This is a genomic window from Aliidiomarina minuta (genome assembly GCF_003987145.1).
Classification (GTDB): Bacteria; Pseudomonadota; Gammaproteobacteria; order Enterobacterales; family Alteromonadaceae; genus Aliidiomarina; species Aliidiomarina minuta.
This window is the reverse complement of the sequence record NZ_PIPL01000001.1, coordinates 1,303,599-1,321,985: the sequence shown is the minus strand read 5'-3', so window position 1 is coordinate 1,321,985 and position 18,387 is coordinate 1,303,599. Positions and strand designations below refer to the sequence as shown.

At 51.0% G+C, this 18,387-nt stretch carries 20 protein-coding genes; 10 read left to right on the top strand and 10 right to left on the bottom strand.

The genetic code is table 11. From position 1 onward, the window contains the following. Positions 1 to 58: 58 nt before the first annotated feature. Complete coding sequence (locus CWE09_RS06305; RefSeq protein WP_241974309.1) at positions 59 to 1,435, top strand: SLC13 family permease; 1,377 nt, start codon at positions 59 to 61, stop codon at positions 1,433 to 1,435. A 20-nt stretch (positions 1,436 to 1,455) separates the two neighbouring features. Here the strand turns inward: CWE09_RS06305 and CWE09_RS06300 are convergent, their stop codons facing one another. The 8 genes from CWE09_RS06300 to CWE09_RS06265 are packed head-to-tail and all read right to left on the bottom strand — an operon-like array spanning position 1,456 to position 8,409. Next, positions 1,456 to 3,189: a complex I subunit 5 family protein gene (locus tag CWE09_RS06300; protein ID WP_126803136.1), complete on the bottom strand. Its 1,734-nt coding sequence runs from the start codon at positions 3,187 to 3,189 to the stop codon at positions 1,456 to 1,458. Beyond that, complete coding sequence (locus CWE09_RS06295) at positions 3,186 to 4,679, bottom strand: monovalent cation/H+ antiporter subunit D family protein (protein ID WP_126803135.1); 1,494 nt, start codon at positions 4,677 to 4,679, stop codon at positions 3,186 to 3,188. Before CWE09_RS06295 ends, CWE09_RS06300 begins: the two co-directional genes overlap by 4 nt. Further along, complete coding sequence (locus CWE09_RS06290) at positions 4,676 to 6,130, bottom strand: complex I subunit 5 family protein (RefSeq protein WP_126803134.1); 1,455 nt, start codon at positions 6,128 to 6,130, stop codon at positions 4,676 to 4,678. Before CWE09_RS06290 ends, CWE09_RS06295 begins: the two co-directional genes overlap by 4 nt. Then, positions 6,127 to 6,432, bottom strand: a complete 306-nt coding sequence (locus CWE09_RS06285) for an NADH-quinone oxidoreductase subunit K (RefSeq protein WP_241974308.1) — start codon at positions 6,430 to 6,432, stop codon at positions 6,127 to 6,129. The genes CWE09_RS06290 and CWE09_RS06285 overlap by 4 nt, the downstream gene beginning before the upstream one ends. After that, entirely contained in the window at positions 6,419 to 7,345 is a 927-nt protein-coding gene (locus tag CWE09_RS06280) for a hydrogenase subunit MbhD domain-containing protein (protein WP_126803133.1), read from the bottom strand. Before CWE09_RS06280 ends, CWE09_RS06285 begins: the two co-directional genes overlap by 14 nt. Continuing rightward, the gene (gene mnhG, locus CWE09_RS06275) at positions 7,342 to 7,632 is read right to left on the bottom strand and encodes a monovalent cation/H(+) antiporter subunit G (RefSeq protein WP_126803132.1); all 291 of its coding nucleotides are present in this window, start codon (positions 7,630 to 7,632) and stop codon (positions 7,342 to 7,344) included. The genes CWE09_RS06280 and mnhG overlap by 4 nt, the downstream gene beginning before the upstream one ends. Beyond that, positions 7,629 to 7,892, bottom strand: coding sequence for an MrpF/PhaF family protein (locus CWE09_RS06270; protein ID WP_126803922.1), 264 nt, complete (start codon positions 7,890 to 7,892; stop codon positions 7,629 to 7,631). Before CWE09_RS06270 ends, mnhG begins: the two co-directional genes overlap by 4 nt. A gap of 1 nt (position 7,893) precedes the next feature. Further along, the gene (locus CWE09_RS06265; protein WP_157982823.1) at positions 7,894 to 8,409 is read right to left on the bottom strand and encodes a Na+/H+ antiporter subunit E; all 516 of its coding nucleotides are present in this window, start codon (positions 8,407 to 8,409) and stop codon (positions 7,894 to 7,896) included. 144 nt (positions 8,410 to 8,553) lie between these two features. Between CWE09_RS06265 and CWE09_RS06260 the strand changes: the two genes are divergently transcribed. The 3 genes from CWE09_RS06260 to bfr (CWE09_RS06250) are packed head-to-tail and all read left to right on the top strand — an operon-like array spanning position 8,554 to position 9,752. Then, entirely contained in the window at positions 8,554 to 8,775 is a 222-nt protein-coding gene (locus CWE09_RS06260; protein WP_126803130.1) for a bacterioferritin-associated ferredoxin, read from the top strand. Between the two features lie 44 nt (positions 8,776 to 8,819). Beyond that, positions 8,820 to 9,284: a bacterioferritin gene (gene bfr / locus CWE09_RS06255; RefSeq protein WP_126803129.1), complete on the top strand. Its 465-nt coding sequence runs from the start codon at positions 8,820 to 8,822 to the stop codon at positions 9,282 to 9,284. A 9-nt stretch (positions 9,285 to 9,293) separates the two neighbouring features. After that, on the top strand, positions 9,294 to 9,752 hold the full coding sequence (gene bfr, locus CWE09_RS06250) for a bacterioferritin (RefSeq protein ID WP_126803128.1): 459 nt from the start codon (positions 9,294 to 9,296) through the stop codon (positions 9,750 to 9,752). A gap of 204 nt (positions 9,753 to 9,956) precedes the next feature. Here the strand turns inward: bfr (CWE09_RS06250) and asnA are convergent, their stop codons facing one another. Then, positions 9,957 to 10,946: an aspartate--ammonia ligase gene (gene asnA / locus CWE09_RS06245; RefSeq protein WP_126803127.1), complete on the bottom strand. Its 990-nt coding sequence runs from the start codon at positions 10,944 to 10,946 to the stop codon at positions 9,957 to 9,959. A gap of 166 nt (positions 10,947 to 11,112) precedes the next feature. Between asnA and asnC the strand changes: the two genes are divergently transcribed. After that, on the top strand, positions 11,113 to 11,559 hold the full coding sequence (asnC, locus tag CWE09_RS06240) for a transcriptional regulator AsnC (RefSeq protein WP_126803126.1): 447 nt from the start codon (positions 11,113 to 11,115) through the stop codon (positions 11,557 to 11,559). Between the two features lie 141 nt (positions 11,560 to 11,700). Here the strand turns inward: asnC and CWE09_RS06235 are convergent, their stop codons facing one another. Then, positions 11,701 to 12,768, bottom strand: a complete 1,068-nt coding sequence (locus tag CWE09_RS06235; RefSeq protein ID WP_126803125.1) for an MBL fold metallo-hydrolase — start codon at positions 12,766 to 12,768, stop codon at positions 11,701 to 11,703. A 132-nt stretch (positions 12,769 to 12,900) separates the two neighbouring features. On the opposite strand from CWE09_RS06235, the gene CWE09_RS06230 reads away from it, so the two are divergent. The 5 genes from CWE09_RS06230 to CWE09_RS06210 all read left to right on the top strand — a co-directional run bounded on the left by CWE09_RS06230 (position 12,901) and on the right by CWE09_RS06210 (position 18,336). Next, complete coding sequence (locus CWE09_RS06230) at positions 12,901 to 13,236, top strand: metalloregulator ArsR/SmtB family transcription factor (protein ID WP_126803124.1); 336 nt, start codon at positions 12,901 to 12,903, stop codon at positions 13,234 to 13,236. A gap of 12 nt (positions 13,237 to 13,248) precedes the next feature. Then, entirely contained in the window at positions 13,249 to 14,280 is a 1,032-nt protein-coding gene (gene arsB, locus CWE09_RS06225) for an ACR3 family arsenite efflux transporter (RefSeq protein WP_126803123.1), read from the top strand. A 12-nt stretch (positions 14,281 to 14,292) separates the two neighbouring features. Further along, positions 14,293 to 15,303, top strand: a complete 1,011-nt coding sequence (locus tag CWE09_RS06220; protein WP_126803122.1) for an ArsJ-associated glyceraldehyde-3-phosphate dehydrogenase — start codon at positions 14,293 to 14,295, stop codon at positions 15,301 to 15,303. Positions 15,304 to 15,541: 238 nt separating this feature from the next. After that, positions 15,542 to 16,750, top strand: coding sequence for an organoarsenical effux MFS transporter ArsJ (arsJ, locus tag CWE09_RS06215; protein WP_126803121.1), 1,209 nt, complete (start codon positions 15,542 to 15,544; stop codon positions 16,748 to 16,750). After that, a complete protein-coding gene (locus CWE09_RS06210) occupies positions 16,750 to 18,336 on the top strand; it encodes a Na/Pi cotransporter family protein (protein WP_126803120.1) in 1,587 nt (528 codons plus the stop codon). Before arsJ ends, CWE09_RS06210 begins: the two co-directional genes overlap by 1 nt. Positions 18,337 to 18,387: the final 51 nt, after the last annotated feature.

Below are 18,387 nucleotides of genomic sequence, written 5' to 3'. Positions count from 1 at the left end.
TATCTCATCGTTATCGTTTATACTGCGGGGATAAAAGCATAAGAAAAATAGGGATATAATGACTAAAACAACGCATCAGATGCTCGGCCCTGTGGTCGCGGTTTTAAGTTATGGGTTCGCCTTTTATTTCGGCATGCCGCAACCAGCGGCCTGGACACTGGGCGTAACGGTGTGGGTGGCCTGGTGGTGGATCAGTGAAGCCATTCCCATACCAGCAACCTCTTTTCTGCCTTTTGTACTGTTGCCTCTGGGTGGGGTGCTGGAGTACCAGGAAGCCACTCTTTCGATTGGTAACCACGTCATAGTGCTCTTTATGGGGGCTTTTATGCTGGCGCGGGGCATTGAAGCCTCGGGTGTACATGAACGACTGGCGCTGGGCCTGGTGGGCCGTATTGGTGGCAGCAATGGCCGTCTGATTGTATTTGCTTTTATGCTGGCGGTAGCTTTTTTGTCGATGTGGATATCGAATACGGCTTCAGTGCTGGCATTGTTGCCGGTAGCAACCGCGATAGCCGCAGCAACGGGCAATCACAGATTCCAGATCGCGCTTTTACTGGGCCTTGCCTATGCCGCTTCGCTGGGTGGGGTCGCTACGCTTATAGGTACACCACCGAATCTTATTTTTGCCTCCGTTTATGAAACCTATAGCGGCGAGGAATTTGGTTTTCTGCGCTGGATGCAATATGGACTGCCCATTACCTTAATTGGTCTGCCACTCATGGCACTATGGTTAACCCGGGGGCTGAAACTGGAAAAACCTATCGAACTCAAAGAAGTGGGCGCTTTCACGGTGCATGAAAAACGCGCGTTGATGGTGTTTGGTACTGTGGTTGCGCTGTGGGTGACCCGTGGTGAACCTTTCGGTGGCTGGATGAACTGGTTCAATTTACCCATGATGGGCGATGCGCCGGTAGCTCTGGCCGGGGCCGTGGCGATGTTCCTGGTGCCTAATGGTAAAGGTGGGCGTTTGTTAACCTGGGAACGTGCGGTAAGTATTCCCTGGGGTGTGCTACTGCTATTTGCTGGCGGTATTTGCCTGGCGGCGGGTTTTATGGCCAGCGGGCTCAGTGAAATTATTGGTAATACTTTGTCGGCGCTGACGGTGTTACCGCTCTGGTTACTGGTCTTGTTGCTGTCGTTGTCGGTGTCGTTCTTGACCGAGATAACCTCTAATACGGCGACGGCGACTTTGTTGATGCCGATCCTGGCGTCTACCGCCATTGCGGCTGGTTTACCGCTTGAGATCTTAATGATACCTGCGGTGGTAGCCTGCACCTGTGCCTTTTGTCTGCCGGTGGCGACGGCGCCCAATTCGATTGTCTTTGCATCGAACATGGTCACTATCAAGCAAATGACCCGTGAAGGTGTGGTGCTTAATGTCATGCTCGCCTTTATTTCTTCCGCGGTGGTGCTGGTGGTTAGCGGTGCCTGGTAAAATGGTTACTGAAAAATACCTCAGAAAATAATTAACAGGCTGAGCAGCAGCACCAGCAGGCTCATCCATAGCGCTATGTGCCGTTGCAGAAAAGCTTCGTTCAGGCGCTGATTAAAGAGCGTCGACGCTGAGCTTTGCAGCGCTTTGGCCTGTTTAGTCAGGCCGTCCTGAACTTTTCCATGAGTGGCTATAATGCGCTGCTCAAAGGTGGGGTAAAGGCGCGCCAGTCGCTGCAATAAAGCGGTTATCGGCCATATCAGGTCACCGGCGGGTAATTTCGGCTGAAACGCCATACGCGTGCTGGCCCAGAATGCGAACAGGCTAAGCATCGCGGTCAGCAGCATGGGCCAGAGTGCATCAATGAGTGCGCTGGTTTCAAGCGCAGCTAAAAACTGAGGTGTGGCGGGCAATGGCAGCCACCAGAAGGCCAATAAAATGCTAAGCAGGCTCAGCAAACAGGCCCAGCGTATCGAAGGCAGGTCTTTAGTTTTGCCCTGGGTATGCCATAACAACCATAAGAAGCGGGCCATCAGCACACCCGTGGCGACGGCGGCCAGAGTAATAAAAGGTATTAAAAAGGCGACTGAAGGAATGTCATAAAGCTGTTCTTTCATCAGCAATTTGGCGCCGGCACCACTGCTCAACGGCGCACCCATTAATGCTAAAGCCGGTAACAAAGCAATGAGCATCACCAGCCAACGAGGCCAGCGCCCCGGATACTGAGCCAGGCCAACGGTCAGAAATAAAGTACCTTTCGCCAGCCCATGATGAACCATGTAGACAACTATCGCGGTTAATAATAACGGCCAGCTGGAAGGCTCCAGCAGAGCCACGCCTAAAAGAATGGTCATCAGTCCCATTTGGCTGATACTGGAGTAAGCCAGCACTGCTTTAGACTGGGTCTGTAATACGCCCACCACAGCGGCACCGAAGGCGGCGCCAAACCCTAAGCTGATCACTACCCAGGCAAAACCGGCAGAATAAAAGGCGATGGCGGCGTCTTCCCCAGCGGGTAATACCTGCAACCAGGCCAGCAGACCCGCTTTTATCATGGCACCACTTAACACCGCGCTGGCGGGTGTCGGGGCGACCGGATGAGCCAGTGGCAGCCACAAATGCATGCCCAGCAAACCTGCTTTAACGCCAAATCCAGCCAGCAGCAGGCTACTGATCAGCAAGGAGTGATCGCTTTCAGCAATGGCCACTGGCAGCTCTCGTAATAAGAGCTGATCGACTAAAGGCATGGCCATTAACAGACCGGCCAGAATCAGGATTTCACCGATAACTGCCATCACCAGATACACTCGCCCGGCATGTTTCGCTTCCACGCTGGCGCTATGTACCACCAGGCCATACCCGGCAAAAGTCATGATCGCAAAACCGGTGTAAAAACTGCCAATATCCTGAGCAACAATAAGCACCAGGTTGCCGAGCATGGTAATCAGCCAGAAGAGGGTAAAGCTTTGTTGTGCTTTATCGCTGGCCAGATAATGATAAGCAAAGAGGCCAGCCACAAACCAAAGACCGGCAGTCATAGCCAGCAGTGCACGACTGATATCGTTGAGTTGCCATTCGACGCCAAATAACAGCCAGGGGATTTCCAGGCTAAGGTCCGGGGCAAACAGCGCGAGTAGCAGAGCTGGCAACGGCGCCAGCACTACTAAAGCGAAATAAGGTTGTGGCCAGCGTCGCCAGCTGAACATAATCAGCAGGCTCAGAGAAACCAGAGGAATTAAAAACAATAACCAACTCATGGCAGGTACTCCCGAACTGCGATAAGTGCGGACCAGCTTAAGGGGCTCAGCGGGCTGGCGGCCAGTACGCCGGCACCTACGGTAAAGGTGGCGGTGACGATCGTTGGCCACAATAACCAGGGGTTGGTTTCCATGCGCCGGAAGGGGATTTTCTCATCCGGCCAGGTGGCAGGCGCGGGTAAAAACCAGAGCCGGTAAATGACCGGCAGAAAGTATGCCGAATTCAAGGCACTGCTGGCCAGCAATACCAGTATAACCCAGCTCATGCCTGCTTCCATGGCGCCCCAACCCAGGTACCATTTACTGATAAAACCAGCTAGCGGAGGTATGCCAATCATACTCAACGCTCCCAGAGTGAAACACACTGACGTCAGTGGCATGCGTCGGCCGACACCATTAAGCTCTTTGATTTTATGGGCGCCTAATGTTTCAGCGAAAATCCCGGCACAGAAAAACAAGGTTACTTTGGTAATGCCCTGATGCAACAGGTGCACCAGCCCACCTATAGTGCCAATAGGGCCAAAGAGGGTGATCCCCAATATAATGTAAGAAACCTGAGATACTGTCGAAAACGCCAGTCGTTTTTTTATTTCACTTTGTCGCAGGGCCTGTATTGAGCCCCAGATAATAGTCACCGAAGCTATGATCGCCAGTGGCAGCAAGACTCCCAGCGCCTGGGCGAACTCAATGCCGTAGACGTTGTGAACAATGCGTACCACACCAAAGGCACCTGCCTTAACCACGGCAACCGCATGTAGTAGCGCGCTAACCGGGGCGGGCGCCACCATAGCACTGGGCAGCCAGCCATGCAGCGGCACTATGGCTGCTTTGACGGCAACCCCTAAAATGAGCACGGCAAAAATGAACACCAGCAAGGGATGCTGCTCTATGGCGACATCGCTGAGCACACCCGTTTCGGCGAACTCAAAACTGCCGATAAGGCCGTGCAGCATAGCGATGCCAATGAGTAACACGGCGCCGCCACTGAGGGTGTAAATCAGATATTTACGACCCGCACGTAGTGCTTCCGGCGTGCCTTTGTGCACCACCAGCGGGTAGGTGGACAAGGTCAGCATTTCGAAGAAAATCAAAAAGGTAAAGAGGTTACCGGCCATGGCAATGCCCATGGTACTGGCGACACACAGGCTGAAGAAACCAAAAAAGCGACTGCGATGGGGCGCTTTATTTAAGTAACCCATGGCGTAGACAGTGGTGCACAACCAGAGTATCGACGACAGGCCAGCAAAGAGCAGCGAGAGGGCATCGGCACGCAGAATGAAGTCGATATCGCCAATCAGGGTAAAGCGGGTCTCAAAGGTTTGTTGTTGTATCACCCCGATCAGGATCCAGATGATCAGGGCTATTTTAATTAAAGCCGCGGTCAGGTTAAAAGTGCCCCGCACCGCGTGACGATTTTCCGGGATCATGAAAATGCCAATAGCCGCTACCAGCGAGGTGGCCAGTACCAGTAGAGGTAACCAGAAACTCATAACGACCCTCCGGGTAACAGCTCGGTGACGCTCATACTGGCGAGCGGCCATGAGGACACAAAACCCAGTCCAATAGCAATGACGGCGAGCAATAACGCGCTCAGCTCAAGGGGCAGGGGTGTGGGTTTAATGTCCGTTGGCGGGCCATCGACAAAAGATATACGAAACACCCGAAATACATACCCGGCGGTCAGCAACCCACCGAGCACGAGAACGATCATCCAGTGCCATTGGCCACTGCTAATGGCACTTTGCAGTAATAACCACTTGGCATTAAAACCGCCACTAGGCGGCAGGCCCATAATGCTGATAGCCGACAAACCGAAGGCAAATAACGACAGCGGTAACTGGCGACTGATGCCCGCCATATCATCCAGTCCTTTTTTACCCACTGCCAGTACCAGGGTACCGACCGAGAGGAACATAGCGGCTTTAGCAAAACCGTGAGACAGTAAATGAAACATGGTTCCCTGCCAGGCCAGGGTGGCAGAGATCGCGGATACACCAATAGCGAGCGGGAACAGCAACATCAGGTAGCCCAGCTGAGCCACCGTTGAATAGGCCACCAGCATTTTGATATCGCTCTGGCGCATGGCTTGCCAGCCTCCCCAGACAATAGCCCCTGCGCCCATGAGCCCAAGCAGTTGCGCCGCACTGACTGGCATAATGTCAAAACCTGCCTGCAACCAGAGCCGCGCCAGAATATAAAAAGAGGCTTTTACCACCAGCGCAGAAAGCAATGCACTGACTGGGGCCAGAGCGCCGCCGTGGGCTGGGGGCAGCCAGGTATGCAATGGAAATACCGCGCTTTTCATTAACAGACCCAGGGTCATTAACCCCAAAGCGACCTGAGTGGTGATATTGGGCTCGAGCATATTGCTGAGCTGGCCCAGCGATAAAGTGCCATAAGCGCCGTACAACAAAGCAACGCCAAGCAAATAAGCCAGCGAGCCGAGCAGAGCCGCGTACAGATAACGCAGACCAGCGGCCAGAGCCTGTTTGTCGGCAGTCAATGCGACCATGCCAACGGCGGCCAGGGTTAATAGTTCTAAACCAACGTAGAGATTAAATAAGTCAGCGGCCAGCCAGATGCCATTAAGCGCGGCCAGAAGGAACCAGAACAGAGGCCAGAAAAAGCGCTGTTCGCGTGGGTACTGGCGTAAATAAAAAAGCGCATAAAAAGCACAGATAATAGCTATCAGCGCGGTCATAGCGAGCAAAGTGGCGGTCAGCCCATCGGCGATCAGGGTAATGCCAAGCGGCGCCATCCAGTCGCCAATGGCATAACTTTCCGGGCCATTTACATGCACGCTGAACCAAAGCATTGCAGACGCGAATAGCTGGATCAGCATGCCGACAATAGCCAGCAAACCAATAGGCAGACGTGGAGCAAGCAGACTAATCAGTGCCCAGGCCAACGGGATAATAAGCAACAGCGGCATCAGATTCATTGCTCGGTGTCCTCATCCAGCTGGGTCTGGCCGCTGGCTTTATAAAACCGGCGGAAAATAATCAGCGCCAAAGCGGTCGCTGACACTGCCACTACAATACCGGTCAGCACCAGTGCCTGAGGCACGGGGTCGGTTTGTTGATCGTGCTGGGCCAGGCCAACCATAATCAGGAAAACGCCAGAGCCCATGATGTTAAAGGCCAGAATACGGCGCAGTAAGTGGGTATGGCGAATAAAAGTGAACAGCGCCATGGCAATTATCAGAGCGCCGACTACAGCAAACCACAAATCAGTGCTCATCATCAGCCTCCGGTGCCTGCACAAAAAGACTGAACAGAATGAGGCCAATAGACAGGGTTAGCATGGCTTCAATAAAGAAAATAAGGTTTCCTGCCAGGCCCTCGGGGTAAGTCAGGAAAGGGCGGCCGCCAATCATCACGCTGCTGGCGACCAGCAGGAAGATGAGGAAACCGAGCGCCAGTCCGACTCGCAATAAGCGAGTGGACGAGGAAATAACGTCGTAACCAGAAAGACGCATAAACACTCCGGCAGCGGCCAGAATAGCGCCCGCCTGGAAAGCGCCACCGGGCTGATAAGAACCGGCCCAGAGCACATAAATAGCGACCAGTAACATCAGTGGCAGTAACCGATTGATCAAGCCTCGTAACAGCGGGTCACGCTGTTTCTTCAGGCTTTCCTGCAGGGCTTCAGGATCAATTTGTTCGGTACGTAACGCCATGGCAACAACTACGGCTACCAGCAGCACGGCAATTTCAAGCAAGGTGTCATAACTGCGAAAGTTCAGTAAAACTGCGGTAATGGCGTGATCGACACCGCTGTCAGGCAGTGCCTGAGCTACTTCATCGGCCAGCGAAATCATCGGTTCCGGGCTGAATAGCAAGGCACTTACGATAAGAACGCACAGGCCGCCACTGGCAATTAAGGGCCACCAGATAGCATGGCGTGGGCTGTTATCTTCTTTGTCTCTCAGGTGGCCCATAGTGTCCAGCAGTAATACACCGGTGAGCCCGGCACCAATAGCCGCTTCAGCCAGAGCAAGATCCGGCGCATCCAGGCGTACCCAGGTTAATGCCAGTAACAGGCCAAACGCGATAAACATAATCACCGCGCGAAATAAATCACGGGACAGAAAAACGCCGCCAGCAGTGGCCAGCAGACCCAGGCCGAGAATAATATCAAAAGCCCAGAGCATCATTTAGTGTCCTCATGACGTCTGCTGTAACGGGCAATCAGGTAACCCGCAGTGGAACTGGCCGCAAGCACCAGAATCCAGATCAGAATCAATTTCGCGGCCTGGCTCAGGTGCTGCACACTAGGTAACAAGGCCAGGACAATAAGGCCTAATCCCAGGTTATCGGCTTTGGTAAGTGCGTGAATGCGGGTGTATACGTCGGGGAAGCGCAACAGGCCAACCGTCCCCACAATAAAAAATAAACAACCAGCCGCCAGCAACAGCCCCTGTATTAAGGCAAGCCCAGTCATGAGTCGCCTCCAGGTTTAGGTTGTTTGACCTTATGTACAAAAGCAACCATCGCCAGCACGGCCAGTAAAGCCAGTACCAGCGCTACGTCGCGCAATGCTGGTTGTTGCATGGCCTGGGCCAGAACCAGCAGTAAAGCGACGCCAGTGCTACCGAATAACTGTGCAGCTAGCATACGATCGGCTCTGTCGGGCCCATGCCAGACTCTGATCAGGCCGACCAGCAGGGTTAGTAGCAATATCAGTGCAGCTATCCACCACATGTTATTCAAACTTCATCTCCTTGCTGGCGCTTGGCACCGGTGCATCAAATAAGCGCGCAATATGGCGTTCTACCTGCAGACTGTCCTCACTGATATTATCGTTGAGGTCAAGTACATGCAGAACCACCCAGTCGCCATCAAATTCGGCGCAAAGAGTTCCGGGAAGCAGACTGATAACTCCGGCAAATAAGAGCCGGGGCGTGCCGTCGGGCAATTGTGAGGGGTAACTTATTATGCCGGGGTTGAGGTCCATTTGCGGTTTTAAGGTGCGCCGTGCGACATCCAGGCCAGCTATCACCGAGCGGCTGATAAAAAACCAGACAAATACAGGCAGGTAATGCCAGCGCAGCGCAGGCGCCTGATTATTTTGCAGTCGGAAAGCCAATGCCGTGGTCGCTAACACCGCAGGAACACCGACCATCCAGCCGTGGCTCGCGCCCTCGGTCAGCAACCACCATCCAGCGCTACTGAGCAATAACAGGGTCAATAATCGTGAGCCTTTACTTGGTCGGCGCATGAAAGTCCTTGTTTGTTTTATTTCAACCAGTTGCGAACCAATATAAAGCATTGTAGTTGGGCTTTCATTATTCAAGGGCGAAAATAACCAGTAATTAATACGAATACTGTTGATAATCGTTATCATCTCTGCTTTAATAAGTTCATGTATGTATGTTTATGTAAAGCAGTTACCGATAAAGACATTCATCGTGCGGTAGCGCAGGGCGCAGTCTCCATGCGTTGCCTGCGTCAGGAAAATGGAGTGGGTTCACAATGTGGCCGCTGCACCTGCCATGCGAAAGAAGTCTTAGACGAAGCACTGCAGAACCAATCCACCCCGGTTACGGTTGATACCGCACCGGGATTAGGAATGTGCTATCCTTAAAAAATGAGTCCAACTCGTTTTTTGGAAAAAGGAGTGCACGTTCTATGCAGAGCGATCCGCAAGTTATCAGCACCTTAAACCTGGTGCTTACCCGCAAACTTACCGCCATCAACCAGTATTTTTTGCATGCCCGCATGTATAAAAACTGGGGCTTTAGCGAGCTTAATTCTGTTATTTATAAAGCCTCTATTGAAGAAATGAAGCATGCCGATGTAGTTATCGAGCGTATTTTGTTTCTGCAAGGACTGCCTAACCTGCAAGAACTGGGTAAGCTGTATATTGGTGAAGATCCAGCGGAAATGCTGAAACTGGATTTGAAAATGCAAAGCGAGGATGTCAAAGCCCTTCGTGAAGCCATGACCCTGTGTGAACAAAAGCAGGACTACGTGACCCGTGACCAGCTCAATAAAATTTTAGTGCAACAGGAAGAACATCAGGACTGGCTGGAAACTCAGCTGGATCTTATTGTTAGCCTGGGCGTTGAACAATACCTGCAAAGTAAGCTGTAAGGAGACGACATGTCAGACGTTATTAAACATTTAAACGGGCTGCTGTCCTATGAGTTAACCTCAATTGATGAGTATACAGCGCATGCGCAGTTCTTTGACGACTGGGGTTTTAGCAAACTGCATGAACGCATTGCCCACGAGGCAGATGACGAACGTTTGCACGCCAACCTGCTTATTGAGCGGATTTTATTTTTAGGCGGTAAGCCGGATATGCGCACGCGGGTTGAATATCCGCTAGGTAAAAGCGTTAAAGAAATGCTCGAAACCGGTCTGCAACTGGAACGCGATAACGCCAAAACCCTGAAAAAAGCCATTGCCTATTGTGAAGAGCAGCAGGACTATGTAACCCGCGACATGCTGGTTAAAATCCTCCAGGACACCGAAGAAGATCACGCCTACTGGCTACGCCAGCAACTCGGCCTGATGGAAACCCTCGGCGAACAAATCTACCTCCAGGCCCAACTCTAAACGTGCGGATAAAATCGGGGTCAGGGCTAAAATTAACCACCGGATAAAATCGGGGTCAGAGCTAGGATAAAATCGGGGTCAGAGCTAAAATTCACCATCTAATAGTGGCGGGTTTTAGCTCTGTAAGCCAAGTCTATACTAGTATCCGGTGTCTTTAAAAGTGGTGAATTTCAGCTCTGACCCCGTCTTTTTCACCACCTCCGGCTACAACAATTCAGCATGTTCCCTATGCGTATCAGCGCACCAGACGCCTGGTTGCACATAGCCAATATGTGGCTGCTGCATCAGGAACATACAAACCCGTGACTGACCAATGCCTCCACCTACACTGGCGGGCAACTCGCCACTTAACAACGCCTGATGCCAGGGTAACTTAGCTGACTCCTGGCGACCGGAAAGCTCGAGCTGATGCAGCAAAGCCGTTTTATCGACCCGAATGCCCATAGATGAAAGCTCAATAGCATCATCTAACACGTCGCTCCAGACCAGCAAATCGCCGTTCAGGCCTTGTTCTCCATGTTCATCCATAGTGGTCCAGTCATCATAGTCCGGTGCACGCACATCGTGGCGGATACCATCGCTTAACGCTGCACCAATACCGGTAATGAAAACCGCTTTATGTATTTTGGTAACTTCCCGCTCCCGTTCTTTAGGGCTTTTATCCGGGTAGCGTTGCAGGAGTTGTTCGGTGCTAATAAAGGTGAGTTCACGGGGCAGTTCAAGGCGGCTGCTGTATTCCATTTGTATTTGCGAAAGGGTAGTTCGCAGTGCTTTGTATACCGCGGAAGCTGCTTCTTTAAGCTGCGCCGAAGTGCGACGCTCAGGGGCTACAGCCTGCTCCCAGTCCCACTGGTCAACAAACACCGAATGGACTGCCGAGAGCCGTTCTTCATCAGGGCGTAAGGCCTTCATCTGAGTGACAATGCCTTCGCCAGGCTGAAACCCATAACGACCCAGTAACTGGCGTTTCCACTTTGCCAGTGAATGCACTATTTCATACTCAGTCTGTAGCGAACTGACGCTTACCTTGACCGCTTTTTCATGCCCGGAAAGGCTGTCCTGCACCCCCTCGCTGGGGTCGGTTAACAAAGGGGCCTGCACTTCGGTCAGACTAAGTTCAGCACAAAGGGCGTCAGTAAAAGCCTGTTTGATAAAGCGAATTTTGTGTTGGCGTTGCAAATAATCTGCTTTCATTGTTATCACCTGTTTATTCAATATCGGATAGTTCAATCATTGGCTGAATGGTTAAATAAATCAATGTCCTTTATTTAATATTGCTTTTATGGTTTTATTTAACGCATAATTTCCGTTTTTATTAATGAATGAATAATTCATGTCGGGTTTTAAGGTGTGAAATTAAATGATCGATAATCTGGATAAAATGATTCTGCGAGCATTGATGACAAATGCCAGGCGTTCTTACGCAGAAATAGCTAAAGAGAACGGCGTTAGTCCCGCGACGGTCCATGTCCGTGTCGAGAAAATGAAGCAATCAGGCGTGATCACAGGCGCGCAACTGCAGGTAGATGCAAAGCGACTGGGTTATGATGTGACTTGTTTTATTGGCATTATATTGCAGCAAGCTGGCGATTACCCAAAAGCACTGGCGAAACTAGAGGCTTTACCCGAAGTCACAGAAGCTTTTTATACCACCGGTCAGTACAGTATTTTCATCAAGGTGATGGTGCGCTCAATTGATGATTTGCAGCGACTACTGATAGAGCGCATTCAGGTCATCGATGAAATCCAGTCAACCGACACCTTAATCTCACTGCAAAACCCCATCTCCCGCGACGTCGAACCCTAAAAAAAGTGGTGAAAAAGATGGGGTCAGAGCTAAAGTTAACCATTTTAATAATTATTTAAACTCAATTAAAACAATGGTTTAATGGCTAATTGACGTCATCCTTGAGTGGTGAGTTTTAGCTCTGACCCCGTATTAATCGTATTAGTCGATGATTACGGACTGGCCTATTTTCAGGGCGCGGAATTCGTTTTCGGGGACGTCATGTTTAACGCGGGCTTTGCCAAGGTCTTCTTTGGGTTGCAATAAACCTTCGGCGGACAGCTGGAAAGTCGCCCAGTGTATGGCAAAACTTTGCTGGGCCTGCACATCAAGGTGCATCTTTACTGCTTCTTCAGGGTTGGCGTGGGACACTTCCATAAAATCGCGGGGTTCATAAGCGCCAATAGGGATCAAAGCAACATTAACAGGACCCAGGCGCTCGCCAATCTGGCGAAACTGATAATCGTTGTAGCCGGTATCGCCAGCAAACCAGAAGGTGAAATCATCAATACGTATGTGCCAGGCAGCCCATAAGCTTTGGTTACGGTCAAAGAAGGTACGCGCGGACCAGTGCTGGTTTGGCGTCGCCGTTATTTGCATATCCTCTTCATTATGTTCGTCCCACCAGTCCATCTCGGTCACCTGGGCAGCATCAATACCCTTATCGATAAACCAGGACTTCAATCCCAAAGGCACATAATACCGCGGCTCATTACCGAGTTTTTCAATCGAAGCCAGATCTAAATGCTCGTAGTGATTATGCGATATGACCACCGCATCAATAGGGGGCAATTGCTCAATTTCGATAGCTGGCGGAAAGTGGCGGCGGGGGCCTAAAAGAGGAACCGGCGAAGCGCGGGTACTGAACATAGGGTCGGTTAACACGTTTTTGCCCTGATACTGAACCAGCATGGTGGCATGGCCTATCCAGGTTACTCGCGGCCTTTCGCCGGGGGTAAAGAGTGTTTCCGGGTTCAGCGTAGTGATCGGAAGTTCGTCTTCGGTCAGCGCCTCTAGCTGTGCGGCCTGATCGGCCCATTCATGACCACCAAACAGACGCATTCTGATGAAGGCAAAAATATCACCTTCATAAGGGCCTGAATGAGGGTTGATAAACCCGTCATCGGTGTGATGATCCGGGCGCTCGGGGCCTGGTGGCTGTGTGTTATTGTCGCTGCCACTGCAAGCTACGCTTAAAGCTATTAATAAAATGCAAAGAATCAAACGCATATAACCTCCCGTTAATCACTAGTATGACACAACCCAAGCGTCGTTATAGATTTGTACAATAGGTTTGTACATTCGTATATTTGCATAATCGAATGTATTGCTTATAATGGCAAACCTGAAGCGAGGTAGATTATGCAAACTGCACACACTTTGAAAATCCTGGGTGATGAAACCCGGTTACAAATCATGCTGCTACTGGCAGCTGAAGAAGAACTCTGTGTTTGTGAACTGGTGGCGGCACTGGATCAACTGCAGCCTAAAATTTCACGACATATCCGCTTGTTAAAAGATGCTGGCTTGATCTGCGACAGGCGGCAGGGCCAGTGGATGTTTTATCGTTGGTCGTCAGATCTGCCCGTCTGGGTTAGCGAACTGCTACACAACTTACGCCAGCATGATTTGCAATTATTGCAACAAGGTCGCGCAAATCTGGCGGCTATGAACTCTCGCCCGGAACGGTGTTGTTAATAAGGATAAGAAATGGGAATTTTCGAACGTTATTTATCACTTTGGGTCGCTTTATGTATCCTGTTCGGAATAGTTGCGGGCATAAGCGTGCCCGGGCTATTCGAAAGCATGGCAGCATTCGAGTTCGCCAATGTAAACCTCGTGGTAGCGGTGCTGATCTGGGCGATGATCTTCCCCATGATGACGGCTATCGACGTGACATCTTTAAAAGCCGCCGGACGACAACCCAAAGGACTAATTTTAACCCTGGTCGTCAACTGGCTGATAAAGCCGTTTACCATGTTCGGTCTTGGTTATCTGTTCTTTCACGGGTTCTTCGCGGGCTGGGTCGATACCGCGGATGCCAATCAATATATTGCCGGCATGATTCTCCTGGGCGTGGCGCCTTGCACCGCTATGGTTTTTGTCTGGAGCCAACTGACAAAAGGGGATCCAGCCTACACCTTGCTGCAGGTCTCTGTTAACGACATCATTCTGGTTTTCGCGTTTGCACCTATTGCAGGTTTCCTGCTGGGCATCACTGATTTAAGCGTGCCCTGGAATACTCTGCTATTGTCAGTACTACTTTATGTTGTGATTCCTTTAATCGCTGGTGTTCTGGTGCGCCGGCACCTGCTTAGAAAAAAAGAGGGCGAGCAGCGGCTGTTAAGCTTTCAGACAGCGGTCAAACCGGTGGCAACTATAGGTCTGTGTCTGACCGTTATATTGCTGTTCGGATTCCAGGCCGAGGCGATTATCAGCAATCCTTTGGTGATTTTATTGATTGCTATCCCATTAACTATTCAGACCTACCTGATTTTCGGAATTGGATATGCAGGGGCTTATTTTCTGCGCCTCCCGCATCGTATTTCGGCTCCGGCCTGTTTAATAGGTACTTCTAACTTTTTCGAGTTGGCAGTCGCAGTGGCAATTTCGGTGTTTGGCTTGACCTCTGGCGCTGCGCTGGCGACAGTGGTAGGAGTGCTGGTAGAAGTTCCGATCATGTTATCTCTGGTTTATATGGCAAATAAAATGGCGCCGGTGTTTGACCGTCGCGCTCGATAAAAGGAAAAAATTATGAGCAAGAAACCAATAAAAGTAGGTATTAATGGCTTTGGGCGTATCGGTCGACTGGCGTTACGCGCGGCATTTGACTGGCCAGAACTTGAATTTGTGCAAATTAATGATCCCGGCGCCGATGGCAATACCATGGCGCATCTGCTGGAGTTCGACTCAGTGCATGGTCGCTGGGCGCGTCGCATTACCGCGGATCCTAAAACCATCACCATTGACGGCAAACGAATCAGTTGCACTGCGCAGCGCGAAATCAGTAAAACTGACTGGTCCGGTTGTGACCTGGTAATAGAGGCCTCGGGCGCCAATAAAACTGCCGATGTACTGCAGGCCTATCTGGATCAAGGCGTGAACCATGTCGTAGTGACTGCTCCTGTGAAATCAGCAGGCGTGCCTAACATTGTGGTGGGTGTGAATGACGATGACTTTGACCCGCGCGAGCACTCAATAGTGACAGCCGCATCCTGCACCACCAACTGCCTGGCGCCCGTGGTCAAGGTAGTCAAAGATAACTGGGGCATTAAGCATGCAAGCATGACCACCATTCATGCATTAACCAATACTCAAACCATTCTGGATGCGCCGCATAAAGACTTACGCCGTGCCCGCGCCTGTAATATGTCGCTAATCCCGACAACGACAGGTTCAGCCAAGGCCATTACCTCTATTTTTCCAAGTTTGACCGGTAAAATTAACGGTCATGCCGTGCGTGTTCCGCTGGAGTGCCCGTCGTTGACCGATATGGTTTTTGAACTGGAAAAAGAAGCCACGGTAGATCAGGTCAACGAAGCCTTTAAAAAAGCCGCGAAAGGCGAATTAAAAGGTATTCTGGGTTATGAAGAACGGCCTCTGGTATCTATTGACTATAAGACAGACCCGCGCTCGTCCATAGTCGACGCGTTATCAACCATGGTCGTTAACGGCACTCAACTAAAAGTGTATGCCTGGTACGACAATGAATGGGGCTACGCCAACCGCACCATGGACCTGGTACAACGTATCGCCACTATGTAAAAAAGAAATGGGGTCAGAGCTAAAATTCACCACTTTAAAAATGGCGAAAGTGATGGGGTCAGAGCTAAAGTTCACCATTATTAAAAACGTCTAAGACTAATAAATACGTGGCCGTCAGAGCTGAATCATGTCCCTGTAATGTGGTTATTTTTAGCTCTGACCCCATGGTTTGACTAGCGTCGTGGGTGGTGAATTTTAGCTCTGACCCCGTGTTTTTTCACCACATTCAGGGGGTGGGATGAATATAAAGCAGTACCTTGTTATTACGGGTAACTACTGGGGATTTACGCTGACGGATGGGGCGTTGCGTATGCTGGTGGTGTTGTACTTCCATCAGCTGGGCTATTCGCCGTTAGCTATTGCCATGCTGTTCCTGTTTTACGAGTTCTTTGGCGTAGTGACTAACCTGGTGGGCGGTTATCTGGGGGCGCGCATTGGTCTTAACAGGACCATGCACATAGGTTTAGGCCTTCAAATAGTGGCTCTGGCGGCGCTGACAGTTCCCGAGCACATGCTCACTGTAGCCTGGGTGATGATCGCGCAGGCGCTGTCCGGTATTGCCAAAGATCTCAATAAAATGAGCGCCAAAAGCGCGATCAAACTATTGGTTCCCGATAACGCGCAGAACACGCTCTATAAATGGGTGGCGGCGCTAACAGGGTCTAAAAATGCACTTAAAGGCGTGGGTTTCTTCCTCGGCGGTTTGCTGTTAACGCTGGTCGGTTTCCAGGGCGCGCTGTGGATTATGATTGTCGGTTTAGTGCTTATCAACCTGACCAGCTACTTTTTGCTCCAGTCCGAGCTAGGGGTGGCTAAAGTTAAGCCCAAATTCAAGGAAATCCTTTCTAAAAGCGGCCCTATCAACGTACTTTCCGCTGCCCGTATGTTTTTATTCGGCGCCCGCGATGTCTGGTTTGTCGTGGCCTTGCCGGTATTTTTAAGTCAGCAATTTAACTGGGATCACTGGCAGGTGGGTGGCTTTCTGGCCAGTTGGGTTATATTTTATGGTGTAGTGCAGGCGCTGGCACCTAAAATTACCGGCGGCCGTAAAGACGCAGCCACTTTGAATGACGGGCCGGGACGGCAAGCGGCGTTATTATGGTCAGCTTTACTGACGCTATTGCCCGTAGCCATAGCTTTTGGCTTAATGCTCAATATGGCGGCAGAATACGTCATTGTTATTGGCCTACTGCTTTTCGCCGTGGTCTTTGCGGTGAATTCGTCGTTGCACAGTTATCTGATTATTCGCTACGCCAGTGCTGACGGAGTGTCTCTGGATGTTGGCTTCTACTACATGGCGAACGCTATGGGCCGCTTGATAGGCACGGTGCTCTCCGGCCTGGTGTATCAATACGCAGGTCTGGTTGCTTGTTTATGGTTCTCCGCGGGCTTTTTGTTAATCACTTTTGTATTAACACACTGGCTGCCTAAGGAAAGTGAGGCGTAATGGGATTTACTGAGTGGGGCATGAGTCTTGGCGGCTTAGGTTTTCTGCTGCTGGGCATGGCCATGATGACCGATGGCTTAAAGGCTGCGGCAGGCGACTCGCTGCACCGTATTCTGGAGCGCTCCACGCAAACCCGCATGCGCGCCTTGTTTACTGGCTTTTCCATTACCGCGATAGTGCAATCGTCCAGCGCAGTGATCGTGGCTACGCTAGGTTTTACCAACGCTGGCATTCTGCGTCTGAAACAGGCGGCCTGGGTAGTTTTCGGTAGCAATGTCGGTACCACTATGACCGCCTGGATAGTGGCTTTAGTGGGTCTTAAAATCCGTGTTGATATTGTAGCCTTGCCATTAATTGGAATCGGTATGTTGATGAAATTATTTTTGCGCAGCGAGCGCGCTCCCCACATAGGTGTCGCATTAGCGGGATTCGGCATTCTCTTTTTCGGTCTGGGCATGCTGCGCGATGCCTTTGAAAATATTGCCCAGATCATTCCGGTGGAACAACTGGCGGCCTTTGGCGGCTGGGGCATTCTGCTTGGGGTAGTAGCGGGGGCATTATTGACCGCTATTATTCAGTCCTCTTCCGCCGCACTGGCTATCATTCTGACCGCTTCGGTGACTGGCGTATTCAGCCCATTGCTTGGCGCTTCACTGGTTATCGGCGCTAACCTGGGCACCACGTCGACTTCTTTACTCGCCACCGTAGGAGCAACGCCTAACGCGAAGCGCCTGGCGCTGGTGCACGTCGGCGAAAAGCTCTTTACCGGTGCGATAGCCCTCATTCTGCTACTCCCTATGTGGTGGCTGGCCGATTTTATTGCAGCCCAGACTGGCGGCAACATCAGTACCGCGTTAGCTATGTATCACACTCTGTTTAACGTGCTTGGTGTAGCGCTGATGTGGGTCTTTGCGGACCGTCTGTTACGTCAGGTTGAGCACTGGGTCAAACAGCCAGAGCTAAGCTCGGAAAAACCACGCTACCTGGATGATACTGTGCTGCAAGTCCCCGTCATGGGTGTTGCGGCACTGCACTCAGAGCTAAAGCGGGTGTATAAACAGTTATTACGCCGGGGGCGTGGGGTTTTGCAGCTTGAGGAAGAAGCCAGCGCACCACAGGACGATGTGAATACCAGTGTGCTCATGGGCAAAATAGAAGATTTCGCCCAGAAATTAGGTCGTTCGCAATTACAGGGCGCCTCCGAGCTTTTCCTCAACCTCAATTGGGCTTTGCAGGAGTGTCGTGAACTTCGTCAGAACATAAATGACCTTAGGTCAAAAGATGTAGGCCTTATTGAAAAGGCGCTAGACGATGATCTGCGAAAACTACTGGCGGCCATTATGGGCAGTGGTCAGTTAAAGGCGTTAAGTGAAGAAACACGAAGCAGTATTCTCTACAGAATTAAGGATTGCCGCAAAAGTCGGCGCCGTGAACTGTTACAGGGACTGGAAAGCGGGCTACTGGAACCCGCCGAGGTAACCCGCCTGTTAAACATTGTCGCGATGTGGGAAGAAAGCGCCCGCCGTATTATCCGTATCGCTGGCGTACTGTACCCACCTGAGGTAGAAGTGCAGGCAACCGCCTGACACAAGCAAAAAAATACCCTCATAACCAAAAGGTCCTGAGGGTATTTGTAG

Excerpts from the sequence above, each read along its gene's own strand:
- CWE09_RS06305 (WP_241974309.1), top strand. The coding sequence starts at position 59 with ATGACTAAAACAACGCATCAGATGCTCGGCCCTGTGGTCGCGGTTTTA.
- CWE09_RS06300 (WP_126803136.1), bottom strand. The coding sequence starts at position 3,189 with ATGAGTTGGTTATTGTTTTTAATTCCTCTGGTTTCTCTGAGCCTGCTG.
- CWE09_RS06295 (WP_126803135.1), bottom strand. The coding sequence starts at position 4,679 with ATGAGTTTCTGGTTACCTCTACTGGTACTGGCCACCTCGCTGGTAGCG.
- CWE09_RS06290 (WP_126803134.1), bottom strand. The coding sequence starts at position 6,130 with ATGAATCTGATGCCGCTGTTGCTTATTATCCCGTTGGCCTGGGCACTG.
- CWE09_RS06285 (WP_241974308.1), bottom strand. The coding sequence starts at position 6,432 with ATGATGAGCACTGATTTGTGGTTTGCTGTAGTCGGCGCTCTGATAATT.
- CWE09_RS06280 (WP_126803133.1), bottom strand. The coding sequence starts at position 7,345 with ATGATGCTCTGGGCTTTTGATATTATTCTCGGCCTGGGTCTGCTGGCC.
- mnhG (WP_126803132.1), bottom strand. The coding sequence starts at position 7,632 with ATGACTGGGCTTGCCTTAATACAGGGGCTGTTGCTGGCGGCTGGTTGT.
- CWE09_RS06270 (WP_126803922.1), bottom strand. The coding sequence starts at position 7,892 with ATGTGGTGGATAGCTGCACTGATATTGCTACTAACCCTGCTGGTCGGC.
- CWE09_RS06265 (WP_157982823.1), bottom strand. The coding sequence starts at position 8,409 with ATGCGCCGACCAAGTAAAGGCTCACGATTATTGACCCTGTTATTGCTC.
- CWE09_RS06260 (WP_126803130.1), top strand. The coding sequence starts at position 8,554 with ATGTATGTATGTTTATGTAAAGCAGTTACCGATAAAGACATTCATCGT.
- bfr (WP_126803129.1), top strand. The coding sequence starts at position 8,820 with ATGCAGAGCGATCCGCAAGTTATCAGCACCTTAAACCTGGTGCTTACC.
- bfr (WP_126803128.1), top strand. The coding sequence starts at position 9,294 with ATGTCAGACGTTATTAAACATTTAAACGGGCTGCTGTCCTATGAGTTA.
- asnA (WP_126803127.1), bottom strand. The coding sequence starts at position 10,946 with ATGAAAGCAGATTATTTGCAACGCCAACACAAAATTCGCTTTATCAAA.
- asnC (WP_126803126.1), top strand. The coding sequence starts at position 11,113 with ATGATCGATAATCTGGATAAAATGATTCTGCGAGCATTGATGACAAAT.
- CWE09_RS06235 (WP_126803125.1), bottom strand. The coding sequence starts at position 12,768 with ATGCGTTTGATTCTTTGCATTTTATTAATAGCTTTAAGCGTAGCTTGC.
- CWE09_RS06230 (WP_126803124.1), top strand. The coding sequence starts at position 12,901 with ATGCAAACTGCACACACTTTGAAAATCCTGGGTGATGAAACCCGGTTA.
- arsB (WP_126803123.1), top strand. The coding sequence starts at position 13,249 with ATGGGAATTTTCGAACGTTATTTATCACTTTGGGTCGCTTTATGTATC.
- CWE09_RS06220 (WP_126803122.1), top strand. The coding sequence starts at position 14,293 with ATGAGCAAGAAACCAATAAAAGTAGGTATTAATGGCTTTGGGCGTATC.
- arsJ (WP_126803121.1), top strand. The coding sequence starts at position 15,542 with ATGAATATAAAGCAGTACCTTGTTATTACGGGTAACTACTGGGGATTT.
- CWE09_RS06210 (WP_126803120.1), top strand. The coding sequence starts at position 16,750 with ATGGGATTTACTGAGTGGGGCATGAGTCTTGGCGGCTTAGGTTTTCTG.